14 protein-coding genes and 1 pseudogene are annotated in these 17876 nt (G+C 65.6%); 9 read left to right on the top strand and 6 right to left on the bottom strand.

Annotated features, from left to right (window positions below; translation table 11 throughout):
• Positions 1–38: 38 nt before the first annotated feature.
• Entirely contained in the window at positions 39–644 is a 606-nt protein-coding gene (locus tag F2P46_RS06920) for a YdeI family protein (RefSeq protein ID WP_166886639.1), read from the top strand.
• A gap of 9 nt (positions 645–653) precedes the next feature.
• Here the strand turns inward: F2P46_RS06920 and F2P46_RS06925 are convergent, their stop codons facing one another.
• From F2P46_RS06925 to ribA, 3 genes are all read right to left on the bottom strand, one after another.
• On the bottom strand, positions 654–1622 hold the full coding sequence (locus tag F2P46_RS06925; RefSeq protein ID WP_166886642.1) for an FHA domain-containing protein: 969 nt from the start codon (positions 1620–1622) through the stop codon (positions 654–656).
• Positions 1619–3049 carry a trypsin-like peptidase domain-containing protein gene (locus F2P46_RS06930; protein WP_166886644.1) on the bottom strand — a complete coding sequence of 477 codons (1431 nt, stop codon included), beginning with the start codon at positions 3047–3049 and terminating at the stop codon, positions 1619–1621. The genes F2P46_RS06925 and F2P46_RS06930 overlap by 4 nt, the downstream gene beginning before the upstream one ends.
• A gap of 76 nt (positions 3050–3125) precedes the next feature.
• The gene (gene ribA / locus F2P46_RS06935) at positions 3126–3770 is read right to left on the bottom strand and encodes a GTP cyclohydrolase II (protein ID WP_166886647.1); all 645 of its coding nucleotides are present in this window, start codon (positions 3768–3770) and stop codon (positions 3126–3128) included.
• Between the two features lie 204 nt (positions 3771–3974).
• Here ribA and F2P46_RS06940 point away from each other — a divergent pair, with 204 nt between their 5' ends.
• Entirely contained in the window at positions 3975–5873 is a 1899-nt protein-coding gene (locus F2P46_RS06940) for a PAS domain-containing sensor histidine kinase (protein WP_229509126.1), read from the top strand.
• A 58-nt stretch (positions 5874–5931) separates the two neighbouring features.
• Here the strand turns inward: F2P46_RS06940 and F2P46_RS06945 are convergent, their stop codons facing one another.
• Positions 5932–6633, bottom strand: coding sequence for a pirin family protein (locus tag F2P46_RS06945; protein ID WP_166886950.1), 702 nt, complete (start codon positions 6631–6633; stop codon positions 5932–5934).
• Between the two features lie 152 nt (positions 6634–6785).
• Between F2P46_RS06945 and F2P46_RS06950 the strand changes: the two genes are divergently transcribed.
• The 4 genes from F2P46_RS06950 (at position 6786) to F2P46_RS06965 (ending at position 12982) form a co-directional block, all read left to right on the top strand.
• Positions 6786–7721, top strand: a complete 936-nt coding sequence (locus F2P46_RS06950; protein ID WP_166886650.1) for a LysR family transcriptional regulator — start codon at positions 6786–6788, stop codon at positions 7719–7721.
• Between the two features lie 77 nt (positions 7722–7798).
• A complete protein-coding gene (locus tag F2P46_RS06955) occupies positions 7799–8824 on the top strand; it encodes an EAL and HDOD domain-containing protein (RefSeq protein ID WP_166886652.1) in 1026 nt (341 codons plus the stop codon).
• Positions 8817–11003 (top strand): EAL domain-containing protein, encoded by a 2187-nt coding sequence (locus F2P46_RS06960; RefSeq protein ID WP_166886654.1) that lies wholly within the window; start codon positions 8817–8819, stop codon positions 11001–11003. Before F2P46_RS06955 ends, F2P46_RS06960 begins: the two co-directional genes overlap by 8 nt.
• An 86-nt stretch (positions 11004–11089) precedes the next feature.
• Complete coding sequence (locus F2P46_RS06965) at positions 11090–12982, top strand: glycosyltransferase (protein ID WP_368737885.1); 1893 nt, start codon at positions 11090–11092, stop codon at positions 12980–12982.
• Positions 12983–12991: 9 nt separating this feature from the next.
• Here F2P46_RS06965 and F2P46_RS06970 read toward each other — a convergent pair whose 3' ends face one another.
• Entirely contained in the window at positions 12992–13207 is a 216-nt protein-coding gene (locus F2P46_RS06970; protein WP_166886657.1) for a DUF3820 family protein, read from the bottom strand.
• A 266-nt stretch (positions 13208–13473) separates the two neighbouring features.
• On the opposite strand from F2P46_RS06970, the gene F2P46_RS06975 reads away from it, so the two are divergent.
• The gene (locus F2P46_RS06975; RefSeq protein WP_368737890.1) at positions 13474–14622 is read left to right on the top strand and encodes a Fic family protein; all 1149 of its coding nucleotides are present in this window, start codon (positions 13474–13476) and stop codon (positions 14620–14622) included.
• On the opposite strand, the pseudogene F2P46_RS38780 reads toward F2P46_RS06975, so the two are convergent.
• Positions 14610–14753 (bottom strand): annotated as a pseudogene (locus F2P46_RS38780) (hypothetical protein); the annotation flags it as partial. The gene F2P46_RS06975 and the pseudogene F2P46_RS38780 sit on opposite strands and share 13 nt — an antisense overlap.
• 65 nt (positions 14754–14818) lie before the next feature.
• Between F2P46_RS38780 and F2P46_RS06980 the strand changes: the two are divergent.
• Both F2P46_RS06980 and F2P46_RS06985 read left to right on the top strand, forming a co-directional pair.
• Complete coding sequence (locus F2P46_RS06980) at positions 14819–15712, top strand: NAD(P)/FAD-dependent oxidoreductase (protein WP_166886662.1); 894 nt, start codon at positions 14819–14821, stop codon at positions 15710–15712.
• A gap of 45 nt (positions 15713–15757) precedes the next feature.
• The gene (locus F2P46_RS06985; protein WP_166886665.1) at positions 15758–17728 is read left to right on the top strand and encodes an alpha/beta hydrolase domain-containing protein; all 1971 of its coding nucleotides are present in this window, start codon (positions 15758–15760) and stop codon (positions 17726–17728) included.
• The last annotated feature ends 148 nt before the right edge of the window (positions 17729–17876 follow it).

The following is a 17876-nucleotide window of genomic DNA, read 5'->3' on the forward strand; positions in this document are numbered from 1 at the left end:
TATTCTGTGGTTCATGTCAAAGAATCGGGAGCAACAAGATGGAGACACCGTTGCCGCAGGACGCCACCCCGCGTGCCTTCGCCTCGCAAGCCGCGTGGGCGCAGTGGTTGGCCGAGCACCACGCCGGTTCGCGCGGCCTGTGGCTGCGCCACGCCAAGAAGGGCGCGCCGCAGCCAACCGTGTCGTACCAGGAAGCGCTTGAGGTGGCGTTGTGTTTCGGCTGGATCGATGGCCAGAAGAAAGCCGAGGACCAGCACTACTGGCTGCAGCGCTGGACGCCGCGCGGCGCGCGCAGTATCTGGTCGCAGGTGAACCGCGCCAAGGCGCTCGCCTGCATCGCCGAGGGCAAGATGCAGCCGGCCGGCCTGGCCGAAGTGGAGCGCGCGCAGCGCGATGGCCGCTGGGACGCCGCCTACGCGCCGGCCAGTTCGGCGCAGGTGCCGCCCGAGCTGGAGGCGGCCCTCGATGCGCACCCCGGCGCGCGCGAGTTCTTCGCCACGCTCAATTCGCAGAACCGCTACGCGATGCTGTTTCGCATCCAGACCGCCAAGAAGCCCGAAACGCGCGCGCGCCACATTGCTAATTTTGCGGCGATGCTGGCGCGCGGCGAGATGCTGCATCCGCTGATGGCCAAAAAAACCTGAAGCGCCGCTTCAATCGTCGCCGCCGTCGCCCTTGATCTTCTTGCCGCGCTCCGCGTCGAGCCTGGCCTTCATGGCGGCGACGTCGCTCATGAATTCGTCGACCTTGTGATCGGGACTGACGCGCGTCGAGGGCGGCATCAGCACCGACATGAACAGTTCGTCCGCCACGCGCCCGGTGCGCAGCTGGTTGCTGATCAGGGTCAGGCCCGATCCGACCAGCGCCATGATCAGGCAGGCCAGCGCAAAGCGCCGGCTCTGGTGCGGCTTGACCGTCACCAGGTGGAAGAAGATCACGCCGGCCACGATGGCGATGGCCACATGCGCGCTGTAGGCGGTGAGCGCTTCGAGCGAGAACGCGTAGGCCACGGCGCTGGCCCCGAGCTTGTAGGCCAGCACCGCCGTCAGGCCGCAGCCGAAAATGAACAGGTGGCGCCCGAGCCGCGCGTGGCGGCCGAACAGGCGGTTGGCGAAGGCCCACGCGCCGCTCCATACCAGGCCGATGCCGATGCCGTACGCCAGCGGCAGCAGGTAGCGGATCAACTGGAACGCCTGGGTGTCGGAGAGCCAGGTGGTGATCAGCGCAAAGGCGCCGATCAGCAGCAGGCCGACCATGCCGGGAATGCCGCCCTCCCAGCCGTGCATGGTGCGGTCGACCATCTCCGCCCCGACCGGAAAGTCGGCTCCGCGCACGCGCAAGGTGGTGTGGCCGACGCGGATCACGGTGTCGCCAGTCAGCACCAGGCTGTCCTTGCGCTTGCCCAGGTGGACCACGCCGTTCCTGGTGCCCAGGTCGCGCAGCACGGCCTGGCCATCGTCGCCCGCTTCGAGCACGGCGTGGCGCGGCGCGGCGAAGGCGTCGTCGAGAATGAAGTCGTTGTCGTAGCCGCGCCCGAAGCGGATCGGCAGCGCGTCGACCTGGTGCCGGTGCAGCACATCGCCGTTGCGCGCCAGCGTTTCGATGAAGTAGGGCGCCTTCATTTATTGTTCCCGCGCGCCAGCGCTTCAAGGAAGGCGCGCGTGGTGCGCAAGCCGTTTTCGTACGACACGCCCGACACGTCGAGCCGGCTCTGCAAGGTGGCGCGGGCGTCGTCGGTGCTGGCGGTGAGCAGGGTAAAGTTGTACAGGCCGGCGAACTTGCGGTAGGCGCGCACGCAGGTCACCGCGCGCAGCGGCAGCGACTTGGTCTTGACGAATTTTTCGGTGCACATCGGCCCGGTCAGGCGCGTGTCTTTGGTGCTGCCCAGGTTATCGGTCTTGAACAGGGTCGAGGCCAGCACCGCAAAGCGCACCGGGTCCAGGATGGCCGAGCGCACGTACTGGTGCGTCATCGACACGTGCCCGGTCTGCTGCGAGTCCGACACAAAAATGGCCGACTCCATCGCGCAGGCCATGGTGTCGGCGTTGAAGGTGGCTTCGGCCTTGACGTTCGATCGTCCCCAGCAGCGCACCTGTTCCGACTCGCGCACCGGCACCTGGTACGGCCCCATGGTCTTGAGCGAGAGCGGGGAATCGAGCAGGCGGTCGATCATGGCGCGCTGGTGCGCCAGCAATTGCTCGCCGATCAGGGGATTGAAATCCTTGGGTTTGCCGGCCTGCGCCTGCACTTTTTTCAGCAGTTCCTGGGCGTAGCGCACCGGCACCAGAAAGCTGATCAGCTCGCCATCGCGCCGCTTCGACACGTTCACCCCGGCCACGTCGCCGCCCACGGTCACGCTGGGGCCGCCGCTCATGCCCGAGTTGATCGGGCCGGTGAACATCAACTGGTCGTAAAAGCTGCGCGAGATGATGCCGTTGTAGGAGCCTTCCGAGATAGCGAAGCCGAGGTCGAGAGGATTGCCCAGCGAATACAAATACTGGCCCTGGGTCAGCTTCACCAGTTTTTCGGGAATATTGAAAAAGCCGCTGCCGTGGCGGTTGATGCGCACCACGGCCAGGTCGTGCAGCACGTCCACGGCCAGCAGCTCGACCGGGCCGCTCTTGCCGTCGGTATCGATGTATTCGCCCACGTACACATCCGGGTCGATCGCCATTTGCGAGATCACGTGATAATTGGTCAACACCAGGTTGCTGGTGCCGACCATGAAGCCCGAACCGACGGTGGACTGGCTGCGCCCGTTCTTGAGCAGCATGCGGATCTGCAACAGGTCGCCCTTGGCGGCGGAATACACTTTTTGCGCGGCCGAGGAGGGCGGCGGCAGGGCGGCGTTCTCGTCGACTTCGGGTATGGGCGTGGCCGGCGGCTGGGCGCCGGGCGGCAGCACGGCCGGGGCGGTTGGCGGGACGACGGCGGGAATGGCGAGGGAAGCTGGCGGACGGGGCGGCGCAGCAGGCTTCGCGGGCAACGCCGCCGCAATGGCGTGGGCCGCGAAGCAATAAGCAAGCACTGCAGTATTGACAAATTTCATGCAATCCTTCGGTGGCAAGCACTGTTTCCGCTATCTTGCCACCAGCTTAGCTTATTTGCGCGTCGGCGGGGTTCGCTTAGAGTTCGCCGTCTTGCGCGACCGGCTCGGCCAGCGCGGTCATCATGTGGCCGAGCTTGGCTTCCTTGGTGTTCAGGTAGCTGTTGTTGAAGGCGTTGCGGTTCACCAGCAGGGGCACGCGCTCGCTGACGGTGATGCCGAGTTTTTCCATGGCGTCGATCTTGCGCGGATTGTTGGTCATCAGGCGCAGGGAATCGATGCCGAAATGGCCGAACATCGGCTGGCACAGCTCGTAGTTGCGGGCGTCGGCGTGAAAGCCCAGGGCCAGGTTGGCTTCGACCGTATCGGCGCCGGCTTCCTGCAGACGGTAGGCGCGCATCTTGTTGACCAGGCCGATGCCGCGTCCTTCCTGGCGCAGGTACAGCAGGATGCCGCGGCCTTCCTCGGCGATGCGCTTGAGCGCGCCTTCGAGCTGGGCGCCGCAGTCGCAGCGTTGCGAAAACAGCACGTCGCCGGTCAGGCATTCGGAGTGGACGCGCGCGAGGACCGGTTGGCCGTCGCCGATGTCGCCCAGGGTCATCGCCAGGTGCTCCTTGCCAGTTGCGTGCTCGACAAAAGCGTGCAGGGTGAACTGCGCCCAGGGGGTGGGCAGCGCGCAGGAGGTGGTGTAATCGAGTAGTTCTTCAGTGGCAGGGGAGGGCATGGCGATGTTCTCAAAACTATTGCTGTAGCCGCAAGTGTAGCGGAAAACCCCAGCAGCCGTTGGGCGAGGGGCTCTAAACAGCGGCGCCGCGCGGCGTTTGCGCCAGGCAGGGGATGGTCGCGCCGGCGCCGGGAAGTACCTTCCAATGGGGAATCCAGGCTGGACAAAAGCGCGTACAATTGTATTTTTGCTTATAAAATTGCCATGTCTCAATCTTATCTTGAGGCCGACCGCCTGAATCTGTTCATTTCGAAGGTCACCGATTATGCGATTTACATGCTGTCGGCCGATGGCGAGGTCGTGAGCTGGAACGCGGGCGCGGAACGCTTCAAGGGTTATACGCCGGATGAGATTATCGGCACGCATTTTTCGGCGTTCTACACGCCCGAAGACAGGGCCAACGGTGTCCCGCAACGGGCGCTGCACGCCGCCCGCACCACCGGCAAGTTCGAAGACGAAGGCTGGCGCGTGCGCAAGGATGGGTCCTTGTTCTGGGCCAGCGTGGTCATCGATCCCATTTTCGGGGCCGACGATGTTCTGTTGGGATACACCAAGATCACGCGCGACATCACCGAAAAGCGCCGCACGCTCGAAGCGCTGCATGCCAGCGAAGAGCGCTTCCGGCTGCTGGTGCAGAGCGTGACCGATTACGCCATCTATATGTTGTCGCCCACCGGGCTCATCACCAACTGGAACGAGGGCGCCCGCCGCATCAAGCGGCTCGATCTGGCGCAAGTCGAAGGCAGCCATTTTTCGCGCTTTTATACCGAGGAAGACAAGCGCAACCGGATGCCGGAAAAAGCGCTCTGGGCGGCCGAGCACGAGGGACGCTACGAAACCGAAGGCTGGCGCGTGCGCGGCGACGGCGCCACGTTCTGGGCGCACGTGGTGATCGATCCGGTCTACGACTCGGCCAGGCAGTTGATCGGTTTCGCCAAGATCACGCGCGATATCAGCGAGCGGCGCGAAGCGGCCATCACGCTCGAGCGCACCCGCGAAGCGCTTGCTCAATCGCAAAAACTTGAAGCTATCGGCAAGCTGACAGGTGGCATCGCACACGACTTCAATAACCTGTTGAGCGTCATTTGCAGCGGTATCGACCTGATGCGCGCAACGTCTCCGGAGTCGGCCAAGCACCGCAAGATCATCGACAGCATGGAGCGCGCCGCCCAGCGCGGCGCCGCGCTGACCGGTCAATTGCTCGCGTTCGCGCGCCAGCAGCCGCTGACCCTGGAATTGCTCGATCTGTCCCAGGTGATCGCCTCCTTCGAGGCCGTGCTCAGGCGCGCGATCCCCAGCGCCGCCACCTTCGTGATCCGCAAGGCGCCCATCGGCAAGGTCCGCACCGATGTGTCGCAGTTCGAATCGGCGCTGCTGAACCTGGTGATCAATTCGCGCGACGCCCTGCTCGACGGCGGCGCGGTTACTCTCGAGACGCGCCAGGTCGAGCTGGGCGATAACGAGGTCGGCCAGCTTCCTGGCGGCGCCTATGCGCTGATCTCGGTCAACGACAATGGCGCCGGCATGCCGCCCGAGGTGGCGGCGCGCGCCCTCGAACCGTTTTTCACGACCAAGCCGGTCGGCAAAGGCACCGGCCTTGGCCTGAGCCAGGTGTATGGCTTGATGCAGCAATCGGGCGGCCACGTTGCGATCGCGTCGACACCCGGCCAGGGCACCTGCATATCGCTGTATTTCCCGGCTGAAACCGGGGAGGACGGGGTGGAGCCGGCAGCGTCCGGACTCGACAAGGCGCTCATCGTCGATGACCAGCCCGACGTGCTCGACATGACGGTGGCCCTCTTCCAGAGTCTCGGTTACGAGGCCATCGCCGCCAACAGCGGCGCCGAGGCGATCGACCTGCTGGAGCAGCACCACGACATCAAGGTCTTGTTTACCGATGTCGTGATGCCCGACATGAACGGCGTGGCGCTGGCGCAGGCCGCCAGGCAGCTTCTGCCCCACATCAACATCCTGCTCACCTCCGGCTATATGGGCGCCGCGCTGCGCGAGCAGTTCGGCGTAGGGCTCGCGCAGTTCGACCTGGTCACCAAGCCGTACAGGCTGGCCGACGTGGCCAAGCGCCTGCGCACGTTTTCCGCGTAGGCGCCGGGCGTGGCGGGGCGCCGCCGGCGCGCCACACCGGGTTCGGCTCAGGTTCGGCTCAATAAGGCAGGTCGAACACCAGCACTTCGGCCGCTTCGGCGTTCTCGATCCTGAGCGCGCTCTCCTGCGTCAGTTTCAAGGCGTCGCCGCCATTGAGGCGCACACCGTTGATCATCAAGGAGCCGCGGATCAGATGCACATAGCCGGTGCGTCCCTCGGCCAGCGTGTGCTCGATCACCTCGCCACCATTGAGGATCCCCGCATAAATCGCGGCATCCTGGTGAACCAGCACCGAACCCTGGCGTCCGTCACTGGAGGCGATCAGGCGCAACTGCCCGATTTTGCTCTCCGGCGCAAAGTGCTTTTCCTCGTAGCTCGGCGCAATGCCGGTCACGTTCGGCTGGATCCAGATCTGCAGGAAATGCACGGGTTCCGTCGCCGAGCCGTTGAACTCGCTGTGGCGCACGCCGCTGCCGGCGCTCATCCGCTGCACATCGCCGTAATGCAAGACCGAGCCGGTGCCCATGCTGTCCTTGTGTTCCAGCGCTCCTTCCAGCACGTAGGAAATAATCTCCATGTCGCGGTGGCCGTGGGTGCCAAAACCTTGCGACGGCGCCACTTTGTCTTCATTGATCACCAGCAGCGGACCAAACCCTGTGTGTTTCGGATCGTGATAATGACCGAACGAAAAGGTATGTTTCGATTGCAGCCAGCCATGATTTGCGTTGCCACGTTCCGCGCCTTGACGAATTTCCAACATGATATGCTCCGTTTCTTTTAAGTTAATGTGCAATAATTTCGAATCCACTTGATCGGTGGATTTCACCTTTGCTGCATCGATGAAGCTAGTATAGGCCTCGTCAAGCGAATCAAAAAACGGAAAATTTCGTCCTCTATGATCGAAAAAATCGAATGTTAAAACTGAGCCTGGAAGCCCTGCTGATCATCGACGCCATCGATCGTCGCGGTTCCTTCTCCAAAGCCGGGCAGGAATTGCACCGCGTGCCCTCGACCATTTCCTACACGGTCGCCAAGCTGGAAGAGGACCTGGGCGTGCAGGTGTTCGAGCGCAACGGCCCGCGCATCCTGCTCACCCCGGCCGGGCGCGAATTGCTCACCGAAGGGCGCTACCTGCTCAAGGCCGCGCAAGACCTGGAGCACCGCGTACGCCGGGTCGCGTCCGGCTGGGAGACCGAACTGGGCATCGGCATCGATTCCATGTTTTCGGTGCTGGCGCTGCACGAGCACATCCGCGCCTTTTACCAGGTGGCCGAGCAGACCCGCCTGCGCATCGTGCAGGAAACCTTGTCCGGCCCGTGGGAAGCCTTGCTCGAGCGCCGCGTCGACCTGCTGGTGGGCGTGGCCGGTGACGGCCCGGCCGGCGGCGGCTACGTTGCCCGCCCGATCGGCTCGATGCCCTTCGTGTTCGCGGTCGCGCCCCATCATCCGCTGGCCGGGCTGCCCGAGCCGCTCGGCCGCAGCCAGTTGCAAAACCACCGCGCCATCGTGGTGGCCGATTCGGCCCGCAACATGGCGGCCCGCACCGTCGGCCTGCTGCTGGGCCAGGACGCGCTGACGGTGCCGACCATGCAAGCCAAGTTCGACTTGCAGGTCGCCGGCCTGGGCTTCGGCTTCTTGCCGCAATCGTGCGCCCGCCCGGCCATCGAACGCGGCCTGTTGGTAGAAAAACAAGTCGAGGAAGTGCGCGCCGCCGAAACCTTTTACGTGGCCTGGCGCGTGGGCGAGGAGGGCGCGGCGCTGCGCTGGTGGCGCGAGCGCATGCAGGTATCCGGCCTGTTCGCGCAACTGTCCGGATATCTGCCGGGCGGATCTGCAACACCCGCTTAGGACATCCCGGATATTTTTCGTCAATCACCTCGCTTATTGATCTAAACGTTGGTGAGGGTGAATTCCCCGGAGGTAACATGGATTTGTTGCCACTCACCATCTTGATCCCAATGACCTGCCCGAGCCCGGCCCCTTTGCTTGTTTTCCGCGTATTGGCGGACCGTCGCGGCTTGCCGTCCGGCCTGCTGATCGAAGCCGGCGCCGCCATGGGCGAGGCCCGCCTCGCGAGCGCCGTAGTGGACGATCTCGGCGCCCTGTGCCGGGATTTTCCGTGCCTGTATCGCCCTAGTGCCGACCCGTGCCTGGCTGCGGCGCTGGCCGGCCACGGTTGGAGCGCGCTGGCCGAGCGCACCCTGTTCCGCGCCGGCGAGCGCTTTACCGGCATGCCGCTGCCGCCCGAGGCGCGCTGGATCGACGGCGACTGGTGCCTCGGCGCGCCGGCCAAGGTGCTGGCCAGCCAGGCCGCTTCGCGCACGCTCGCGCTGCAACTGGTGCAACTGGTCGCCGCCGACGCCGACACCCACGAGATCGAAGCGCTGCTGCGGCTCGACCCGACCATGTCGTACCAGTTGCTGCGCCTTGTCAACTCGCTCGGCATGGGCGCGGTGCGGCGCATCACCAGCTTCGGCCAGGCGCTGCTGATCCTGGGACGCCAGCAATTGCGGCGCTGGCTCAACCTGATGCTGTTCGCCGCCCAGAAAGGCGACATCCGCTCGCCCATGCTGCTGGCGCGCGTGGCGGTGCGCGCGCGCGCCCTCGAACTGCTGGCGCGCACGCGCGGCCTGGACAAGCTCACCCAGGAGCAAGCCTTCATGACCGGCATGTTCTCGCTGCTCGGCATTCTGTTTGGCTTGCCGCTGGCGTCCTTGCTGGCGCCGCTGTCGATCAGCGAGTCCGTGCAGGGCGCGCTGCTGCATCACGACGGTGAACTTGGCGCGCTGCTGGCGCTGGTCGAACTGGCCGAACAGGGCGAACCGGATGCGCTGGCGCCACCCCTGGCGGCATTGCAGATCGCAGCGGACGACTTCAACAGCGCCAACCTGGAAGCGCACCGCTGGATGCTGGCGGCGCTGCGCGACAGCGGGGCGAGTGGCCATGGCTGAATCGGCGCTCGACCGCAGCCTGGACCTGGTGCGCAATGCGCGCGCGATGCAAGGCAATGCCCTGGCCGAGATGCTGGTGCGGCTCGAAGCCGAACTGCTGCTGGCCAAACAGGCGCAACTGCCGCTGTCGCGGCGCCTGCTGCAGCACCACGCCGACACCTACGAGCACTCCGACGACGCGGTGATCGTGCTCGATCTGTCGGGCTACCTCACCAGCTGGAACCGCGGCGCCGAAGCGGTGTTCGGCTACACCAGCGACGAAGCGATCGGCCAGCACGTGTTGTTCCTGTACGCCGACGATGCCGGCGCCGACGACCCGGGGATCGCCGAACTGTTCCTCGAACATGGCAGCTGCCTGGTCGAAGTGCGGCGCCGCCGCAAGAGCGGTGACGTGATCTGGGTGCGCCTGGCGCTCTCGCTGATCAACGATGACGACGGCGAAGCGATCGGCATGCTGGTGCACCTCTCGCCGCTGGCAGAACACCTGACCGAAGAAGACAAGATCCGCCTGTACGCGCGCATCATCGAAGACAGCGACCAGGGCGTGCTCATTACCGACGCCAGCGAGCGGATTGTGTCGATCAACAGTTCGTTCACCCGCATCACCGGCTACTCGGCCACCGAATCGATCGGCCAGACGCCCGACCTGCTGCGCTCCGGCGTGCACGACGCCGACTTGCGCGCCAAGGTGCGCGCCGCCATGCAGGGCAACGGCCCGTTCCGCGGCGAGATTGTCGGCAAGCGCAAGAACGGCGAACTGTTTCCGCAATCGGTCACCATCAGCGTGGTGCGCAATGCCGAGGGCAGGATTACGCATACCTTTTCGCTGTTCTCGGACATCAGCGTGCACAAGGACGCCGAGGCGCGCATGCAGCGCATGGCCAACTACGACGGCATGACCGGCCTGCCCAACCGCTCGCTGTTCAATCACCTGGTCGGACAGGTGCTCAACGAAGCGCGGCGCGGCAACGAGTACGGCGCGCTGATGGTCATCGAAGTCAATCGCGTCGGCGCCATCAGCGACACGCTCGGTCACGACGTGGCCAGCGAGGTCATTTGCACGGTCGGGCGTCAGTTCCGCAGCGTGCTGCGCGAGCCCGACATCCTGGCGCGGATCGACGGCAGCAAATTCGCCGTCGCGCTGCCGACCATCGGCCAGCGCGAGCACGCCGGCATCGTCGCGCAAAAGCTGCTCGCGACCCTGGCCGCGCCGCTGCTGGTGGCCGGCCATGGCCTGCAGGTGAGCGCCAATATCGGCATCGCGCTGTATCTGGACGACAGCATGGATACCGCCTCGCTGCTGCGCTTTGCCGAGGTGGCGCTGGCCAAGGCGGGCGAATTCGGCCTGGGCGGCTTCTTGTTCTACCGCGACGAGATGGACCAGCGCGCGCGCGAACGCCTGCGCCTGGAGACCGAACTGCGCACCGCCCTGGCCGAGAACCAGTTCGAGCTGCACTACCAGCCCAAGGTGAGCTTGCGCAGCGGGCGCATCGTGGGCGCCGAAGCGCTGATCCGCTGGCGCCATCCGGAGCGCGGCATGATCTCGCCGGGCGTGTTCATTCCGCTGGCCGAAGAGACCGGACTCATTTTCGATATCGGCAACTGGGTCATGAACGAAGCGTGCCGCCAGATCCGCACCTGGGACGATGCGGGGCTGTCGATGCCGCCGGTCGCCGTCAACGTCTCGGCGCGCCAGTTCGACCGCAGCCTGCCGGCCCGGGTGAGCGAAGTGCTGGACCGGCACGGCGTGGAACCGGCCCAGATCATGTTGGAGATCACCGAGTCCCTGCTGGTGCGCGGCACCGACAGCGTGATCGCGATCATGAACGACCTGGTGGCCATGGGCCTGGCGCTGGCGCTGGACGACTTCGGCACCGGCTATTCGAGCCTGGCCTACCTGAAAAAATTCCCGATCAGTACACTCAAGATCGACCGTTCCTTCGTGATCGGCCTGCCGTACGAGGAAAACGATTGCGCCATCGCGCGCGCCATCGTCACCATGGCCCAGCAACTGCGCCAGGAAATCGTGGCCGAAGGCGTGGAGACGCCCGAGCAGATGGCGTTCTTGCGCGACCTGGGTTGCGACCAGTTGCAAGGTTATCTGTTCAGCCCGGCGGTCAGCGGCGATGAATTTGCCCGCATGCAGCGTGAAAGCAAGCGCTTGACAGTGAGCCGATAGCGCGCACTTCTGTTTAACATCAAACAAGTCGCGCATTTTCCGCGCATGCTTACTTCACAGGTCAACCATCCTATGAAGAGCTCGCTGTGACAACCACGTCCCCAACCACTCCGCAGGTCACCGTACTGATGCCGACGTACGGCCAGTCCCATTTTCTGCCCCGCGCGCTCGACAGCCTGCTGGCCCAGTCGCTCACCGCCTGGGAAGCCATCGTCATCGACGACGGCTCGCCCGGCGACGCCACCGCGCGCGCGGTCGAACCATTCCTGCATGACGCGCGCGTGCGTTACCAGCGCCTGCCGCACAACACGGGCCTTGGCAATGCCCTGAACGTGGCGCTGGACCAGGCGCGCGCGCCGCTGGCCGCCTGCCTGCCCAGCGACGATGCGTTCTACCGCGACCACCTGGCGACCTTGCGCGCGGCGCTGCACGCAGATCGGGCTGCCGTGCTGGCCTTTTCCGGCATGCGCCATCATTACAACCGCGAGGCCGAAGGCCAGCTTGCCGGCGTTGCGCTGCAACTGGTCCAGTGCATGTTCCGCCGCACCGGCTTGCGCTGGAGCGCGCGCGACGAACTCGAATCCGACGACCTCGAACGGCTGTACTGGGGCCGCCTGCGCGCGCGCGGGACCTTCATCGCTACCGGCCAGGTCAGTTGCGAATGGACCAGCCACCCGGCCCAGCGCCACAAGCTGATGCAGGAGCCGGTTGGCGGCATCAACCCGTTCCGCCAGCACTACCGGGTGCGCGAGCCGCTGCGCTTTCACTCCACCATGGGCAACGCCATCGACGAGGTGGCGCAGTACCGCGCCATGCGCGAGCGCGCGCCCACGCCGGCGGCGGCGGACGGCCTCAATATCCTTCTGGCCGGCGAACTGGCCTACAACGCCGAGCGCGTGCTGGCGCTGGAAGAGCAGGGCAACACGCTGCACGGGCTGTGGATGCGCGCGCCGTACTGGTACAACGCGGTCGGGCCGCTGGCGTTCGGGCATGTGCGCGAGCTGCCGTTCGATGACTGGCGCAGGGCCGTCGGGGAGCTGCGCCCGGACATCATCCACGCCCAGTTGAACTGGCAGGCGGTGCCGTTTTGTCATGAGCTGATGCTGGCCACTCCCGGCGTGCCGTTCGTCTGGCATTTCAAGGAAGGGCCCTTCATCTGCCTCGAAAAAGGCACATGGCCGCAACTGGTGGAGTTGTTCGCGCAGGCCGACGGCTGCATCTTCAGCAGCCCCGAGATGCGCGACTGGTTCGATATCGTCTTGCCAGGTTTGTCGACCTCGAAGCCGTGCCACGTGCTCGATGGCGACCTGCCCAAGGCCAGCTGGTTTGGCGAGCAACGCACGCCCTTGCTGTCCGCCGCGGGCGATGGCGACATCCACACGGTGGTGCCGGGGCGTCCCATCGGCCTGCATCCGCACACGGTGGGCGAACTGGCCGCGCAGGGCATCCACCTGCACTTTTACGGCGACTTTACCCAGGGCCAGTGGCGTCAATGGATCGAGGATGCGCGCCGCCTGGCGCCGCGCCACCTGCACTTGCATGCCAACGTCGAGCAAGCGCGCTGGGTGGAGGAATTTTCGCGCTACGACGCCGGCTGGCTGCACGCCTTTGCCAGCACCAACGACGGCGAGCTGCGGCGCGCCAACTGGGATGACCTGAATTATCCGGCCCGCATGGCGACCCTGGCCGCAGCCGGCTTGCCGATGATCCAGCGCAATAACGAAGGCGCCATCGTCGCCACCCAGACCTTGTCGCGCCAGCTCGGCACGGGCGTGTTCTACGACACGATCGCGCATCTGGGGGCCTTGCTGCGCGACCGGCCGCGCATGGACGCCTTGCGCGAACGGGTGTGGTCGCAGCGCGCCCAATTCACGTTCGACGCGCATGTGCCCGAACTGGTGGCGTTTTTCCGGCGCGTGATCGCGCAGGCGCATCGACGCGACGGCGGCGATCGCAGGACGAGCGTGTTGCGACCGTAACGCCAGCGCTTAACGCCGCCCGCGCAAGGGATCGAGCAGGCTGCGCAGGTCGTTGTGATCGAGTTCGTACATCAGCGCGAGCAGTTCGCCGATCTCCCCACGCGGAAAGCCCTCGCGCGCGAACCAGCCAAGGTAGTGGCCGGGCAGGTCGGCAATGACGCGGCCTTTGTATTTGCCGTAAGGCATCTCGCGGGTCAGCAGCAGTTGGAAGTGTTCTGGTTTCATGATGCCGCTACTGTAGCAAAAACGGCGTGTTCCGGTCGGCCTTGCGTTACCCGGTGGCCTGACCTGCCAGACCAACCGTCAACATCGATTATGTCATGTCATTTGCCGTACAATGACATGACGGTTCCCCATGACCGGGCGAACCAGGAGAGTGCATGAGCAAAGAAGTCACGATGACGATCCGGCTTGAATCAGATCTGCGTTCCAGCTTTTCGGAAGCGGCGGAGCAAGAGCATCGGCCAGCCGCCCAGGTGTTGCGCGATTTCATGCGCGAGTACGTCGAACGTGCCCGCACCCGCGCGCCGGTGATCAGTCCCGCCGAGCGCAAGCGTCGCGAAGAGGCCGTCAACTATGGGAGGGCTTCGGTCGGCCTGGAAAATTTCAATCTCAGCAAGACGGACGAGAAGCACGCGCAGCGCTTCATCAATGGCGAAATTGAACTCGCCGAGTTCGTGAAGGTGCGCAATGACCCGGCCCGGAGCGCCAAGCCGCTCACGGCTGGACAGCGCCAGGCGCTGGAGGCGACGCACGCCTGGCAGCGCGTCGTTGAACTTCGCCTTGACCCGGTGCGCGGCAACTTCGACCCTGCACACCTGAAAGAAATCAACCGCCGCATTTTTCAAGACCTTCCCGGCCTCGGCTGCGACGATGTTACGCCGGGCGAATTCCGGCCGCCCGTTGCCCCTGGCAACGACTGGATCAAGAGCCGCAGCCTCGCATCGGTCGGTGCAACGTCGAGTGTCGCGTATTCATCCATGAACGAGGCCGCGCAAGCGCGTCTCGACATTGTCCTGAACGGCGCGGACCCTGCAGTCCTTTCCACGCTCAAGCCGGCCGCGTTCACGACGGCGATCGGCGCACTGTATTCCGGGGTCGATTACCTCCACCCTTTCAGCGACGGCAACAGCCGCACCTTGCGCGAGTTCACGCGGCAGCTGGCGCAGGCGTGCGGCTACAAACTCGATTGGGAGCGGTTCGGCAAATCGCCGGCCGGCCGCGATGTTCTTAACATCGCTCGCGACCGCAGCGTGAACATCCTTGCCCTGGCTCACATTGAGCACGCAGGCACGAAGCGCGATGTTGTGTTGAGCATGGATCAGCTCGAAGGCAACCGCGACTTGCCCAACCTCCTGCGTGACGCCATTCGGCCGAGTCGCGCGGTCGCCTTCGAGCAGTTGCAAGAAGCCGACGCGCTCAACGAACACGCCGACCTGCACGACGCGTTCAAGACCCTGCACACTGCTGCGCAGAATGTCGAGGCCAACATGCCGGCTGACGCCGCTGCGCAGCGACAGGCCCTGCTTGCGGTGCGAGCGCACATCCAGGCCAGGCTAGACCAGGGCGAGGTGCATGATTTCCGGCAGTCGCCAACCTCGCCGCACGGAAAGCCCCCGCACGCGAACCAGCCAGGATAGCGGCCGGGCAGGGCGGCGACGACGCGGCCTCTGTATTTATCCCTTTTCTTTATCCATTTTGCATCTGTCGTAAGGCATTTCACGCTTGAGCGGCAAGCGCGCGCCCCGGCCGCACGCTCGTTCCCATTCACGACGCGCTTGACACCGACCTTTATCGTAACTATGATTGTTACGGTTAAATCTGAGAAAGCCCAACATGGATACTGACTTCATCGTCGTCGGCGGCAGCTTCGCCGGCATGGCCGCCGCGATCCAACTGGCGCGCGCCAACCGCCCGGTGCGCGTGATCGACGCCGGCCAGCCGCGCAACCGCTTCGCGGCCGCCGCCCACGGCTTCGTCGGCCACGACGGCCGCGCCCCGCACGCCATCATGGCCGACGCGCGCCGCCAGTTGCTGGCCTACCCCAGCGCCAGCGTGATCGACGCCACGGTCGACAGCGCGGCGCGCATCGACGGCGGCTTCGAAGTCGTACTCGCCGGCGGCGAACGCATGCGCGCCAGGCGCCTGATCCTGGCCAGCGGCGTGGTCGACCAGTTCCCCCCGATCGGCGGCGTGCGCGAGCGCTGGGGCGTCTCGATCCTGCACTGTCCCTACTGCCACGGCTACGAATTCCTGGGCCGCCGGCTCGCCGTGATCGGCATGATGCCGATGTCGGCCCACATGGCGCAGCTGATCGCCGAATGGTCGCCGTTCGTCACCTACTGCGCCAACGGCATCGCGCTCGACGCCGAGCAGGAGCAGGTATTGAAAGCGCGCGGCATCCGCATCGAGCACAGTAAAGTCGCCTCGCTCGGTGGCGTGGCGCCGGCGCTGGACGGCATCGTCCTCGAAGACGGCACGCGCGTGCCGGCCGATGCCGCATTTTTGGCGACGCAAGTATCCACCAGCCCGCTCGCGCGGCAGCTCGGATGCGAATTCGACGAAGGCCCGCTCGGTCTCTACGTGCGCACCAACGAGTTCCAGGAGACCACCGTCGCCGGCGTATTCGCCGCCGGCGACGTGGCGCGCATGCCGCACAACGCCACCTGGGCCGCCGCCGATGGCGTGATGGCCGGCACGGCGGCGCACCGCTCGGTGGTCTTTGCCTGACACGGCCCGCCGTGCTATCGTCTGGCAGATCACAAGGAGCTGAAATTGACCCGCCTGCGCCACCTGCCTTGCCTTCTCGTCTTGACCATGCTGGCGGCCTGCGCGGGGACCGGCGGCGCGGGTTCGCCGGCGGCCCAGGTCGAGCGCTTCGAGATCGTCAGCCGTGGCCCCGCTTTTGACGGCAAGGTCTTCGACGACGCCGGCGCCTACGAGAAAATCGTCGCCATCGCGCATCTGCGCGTCGATCCGCATCATCCGGCCAACCGCGCCATCGTGGACCTGGACAAGGCGCCCACGACCGGCGGCTGGGTCAAGTACGATACCGACGTGATCCTGCTGCGCCCGCGCGACGCCGCCAAAGCGTCGCGCGTGCTGGTGCTCGACATCCCCAACCGTGGCGGCAAGCCGGCGCTCGAGATGGTCAACGAAAGCGGCGCGCGCGACGCCGGCAACGGCTTCCTGATGCGGCGCGGGCACACGCTCGCGTGGATCGGCTGGCAGGGCAATATCGGCCTGGCGGCCAATGGCGAATTGGCCGGGACGGCGTTTCCGACGGCGCTGCTGGACGACCAGCCGATCACCGGCCAGAGCGTCGAAGAGAAGGTCTTCGACGACATCAAGCCGCTTGGCGCGATCGACCTGGCGTATCCCGCCGCCTCGACCAGCCAGGATGGCACGCTGCTGACGGTGCGCGCGCACGCCACCGCCGCGCCGCTCATCCTGCCGGCCAGCGCGTGGCGTTACACCAGTGCGACCCGGATTGAGGTCACTCGTCCACGCGGCTTCGACGCCGGCGCGATCTACCAGTTCCAGTACCAGGCGCGTGATCCGGTCGTGATGGGCTTGGGCATGGCGGCGCTGCGCGATGTGACCAGCCATCTCAAGTCGGGCATGGCCGATGGCGCCGGCCAGCCTAATCCGCTGGCCGACATCAAGCCCGACGTCGGGCTGGCGCTGGGCGTGTCGCAATCGGGACGCTTTCTGCGTGACCTGATCTGGCAGGGTTTTAACGCCGATCCGCGCGGCGGCAAGGTGTTCGACGGCGCCATGCCGCTCATCGCCGGCAGCCGCAAGAGTTTTGTGAACCGCCGCTTCGGCCGGCCCGAACGCTACTCCACCGGCCACCTGAACCACTGGACCTATGGCGATCAGTTCCCGTTCAGTTACGCGGTGACGAAAGACCCGGTCGGCGGCGCGACCGACGGCATCTTCGCGCGCTGCCAGGCCAGCGGCACCTGCCCGAAGTTGATGCACGTCGACAGCAGCACCGAATTCTGGCAGGGCCGCGCCTCGCTGGTGGTGACCGACGGCGCCGGCAAGGACATCGCGCTACCGGCCGGCGTGCGCGCCTACCTCATGTCGTCGACCCAGCACATGACGGCCGAGCGGGCCACGGTCGGCATCTGCAAGTGGGCGAATAACACGGCGCAGCAGGGACCAACGGTACGCGTGCTGCTCGACCACCTGGTGGCGTGGGCGCGCAGCGGCAAGGAGCCGCCGCCTAGCCGCTATCCGCAGATCGGCAGCGCCATGCTCACGCTCCCGCAGCGCGACGCGGTCGGGTTTCCCGATCTGCGCGCGCTTGGCGTCGGCTATCCGGACGGGTTAAATGAGTTGACAGTGGTCGATTACGCCAGCCTGCCGCCCAAGCCTGCGCCGGACAAGCGCTACCAGGTGCTGGTGCCGATGGCCGATCTGGACGGCCACGATATCGCCGGCATCCGCCTGCCCGATGTGGAGGTGCCGCTGGCGACCTATGCCGGCTGGAACCTGCGCCGGCGCGGCTTTGCCGAAGACCAGTTGTGCGGACTGAATGGTTTGTCGGTGCCGTTTTCAGCAGTGCCGCGCGCCGGGGACCCGCGCCGTGCGCTCTCGCAGCGCTACGCGACGCGGCTGGAATACGCCAAGGCGGTGGCGATTGCCGCGCGGGCCTTGCGCGACGACGGACTGCTGCTCGACGAAGACGTCACCCGTTTCATCGAACGCGCCAAAGCGGACCAGCGGGTTGGGCCGTAACGTCATTCTTTACGACCATCGATAAGTTCAATTAGTTCCCCTTGTCCGTTGATCGTCTGATTCACGGCAAAGCGCGCTGCAAAAGCGCGATGGCGGCAATCGTGCAAGCGTAAACTTGGTGGTGCGGTACTTGCCGCGCCAACGGGGG

Origin of the sequence: Massilia sp. CCM 8734 (assembly GCF_011682155.1) — a bacterium.
GTDB lineage: Bacteria > Pseudomonadota > Gammaproteobacteria > Burkholderiales > Burkholderiaceae_D > Telluria_A > Telluria_A rubra.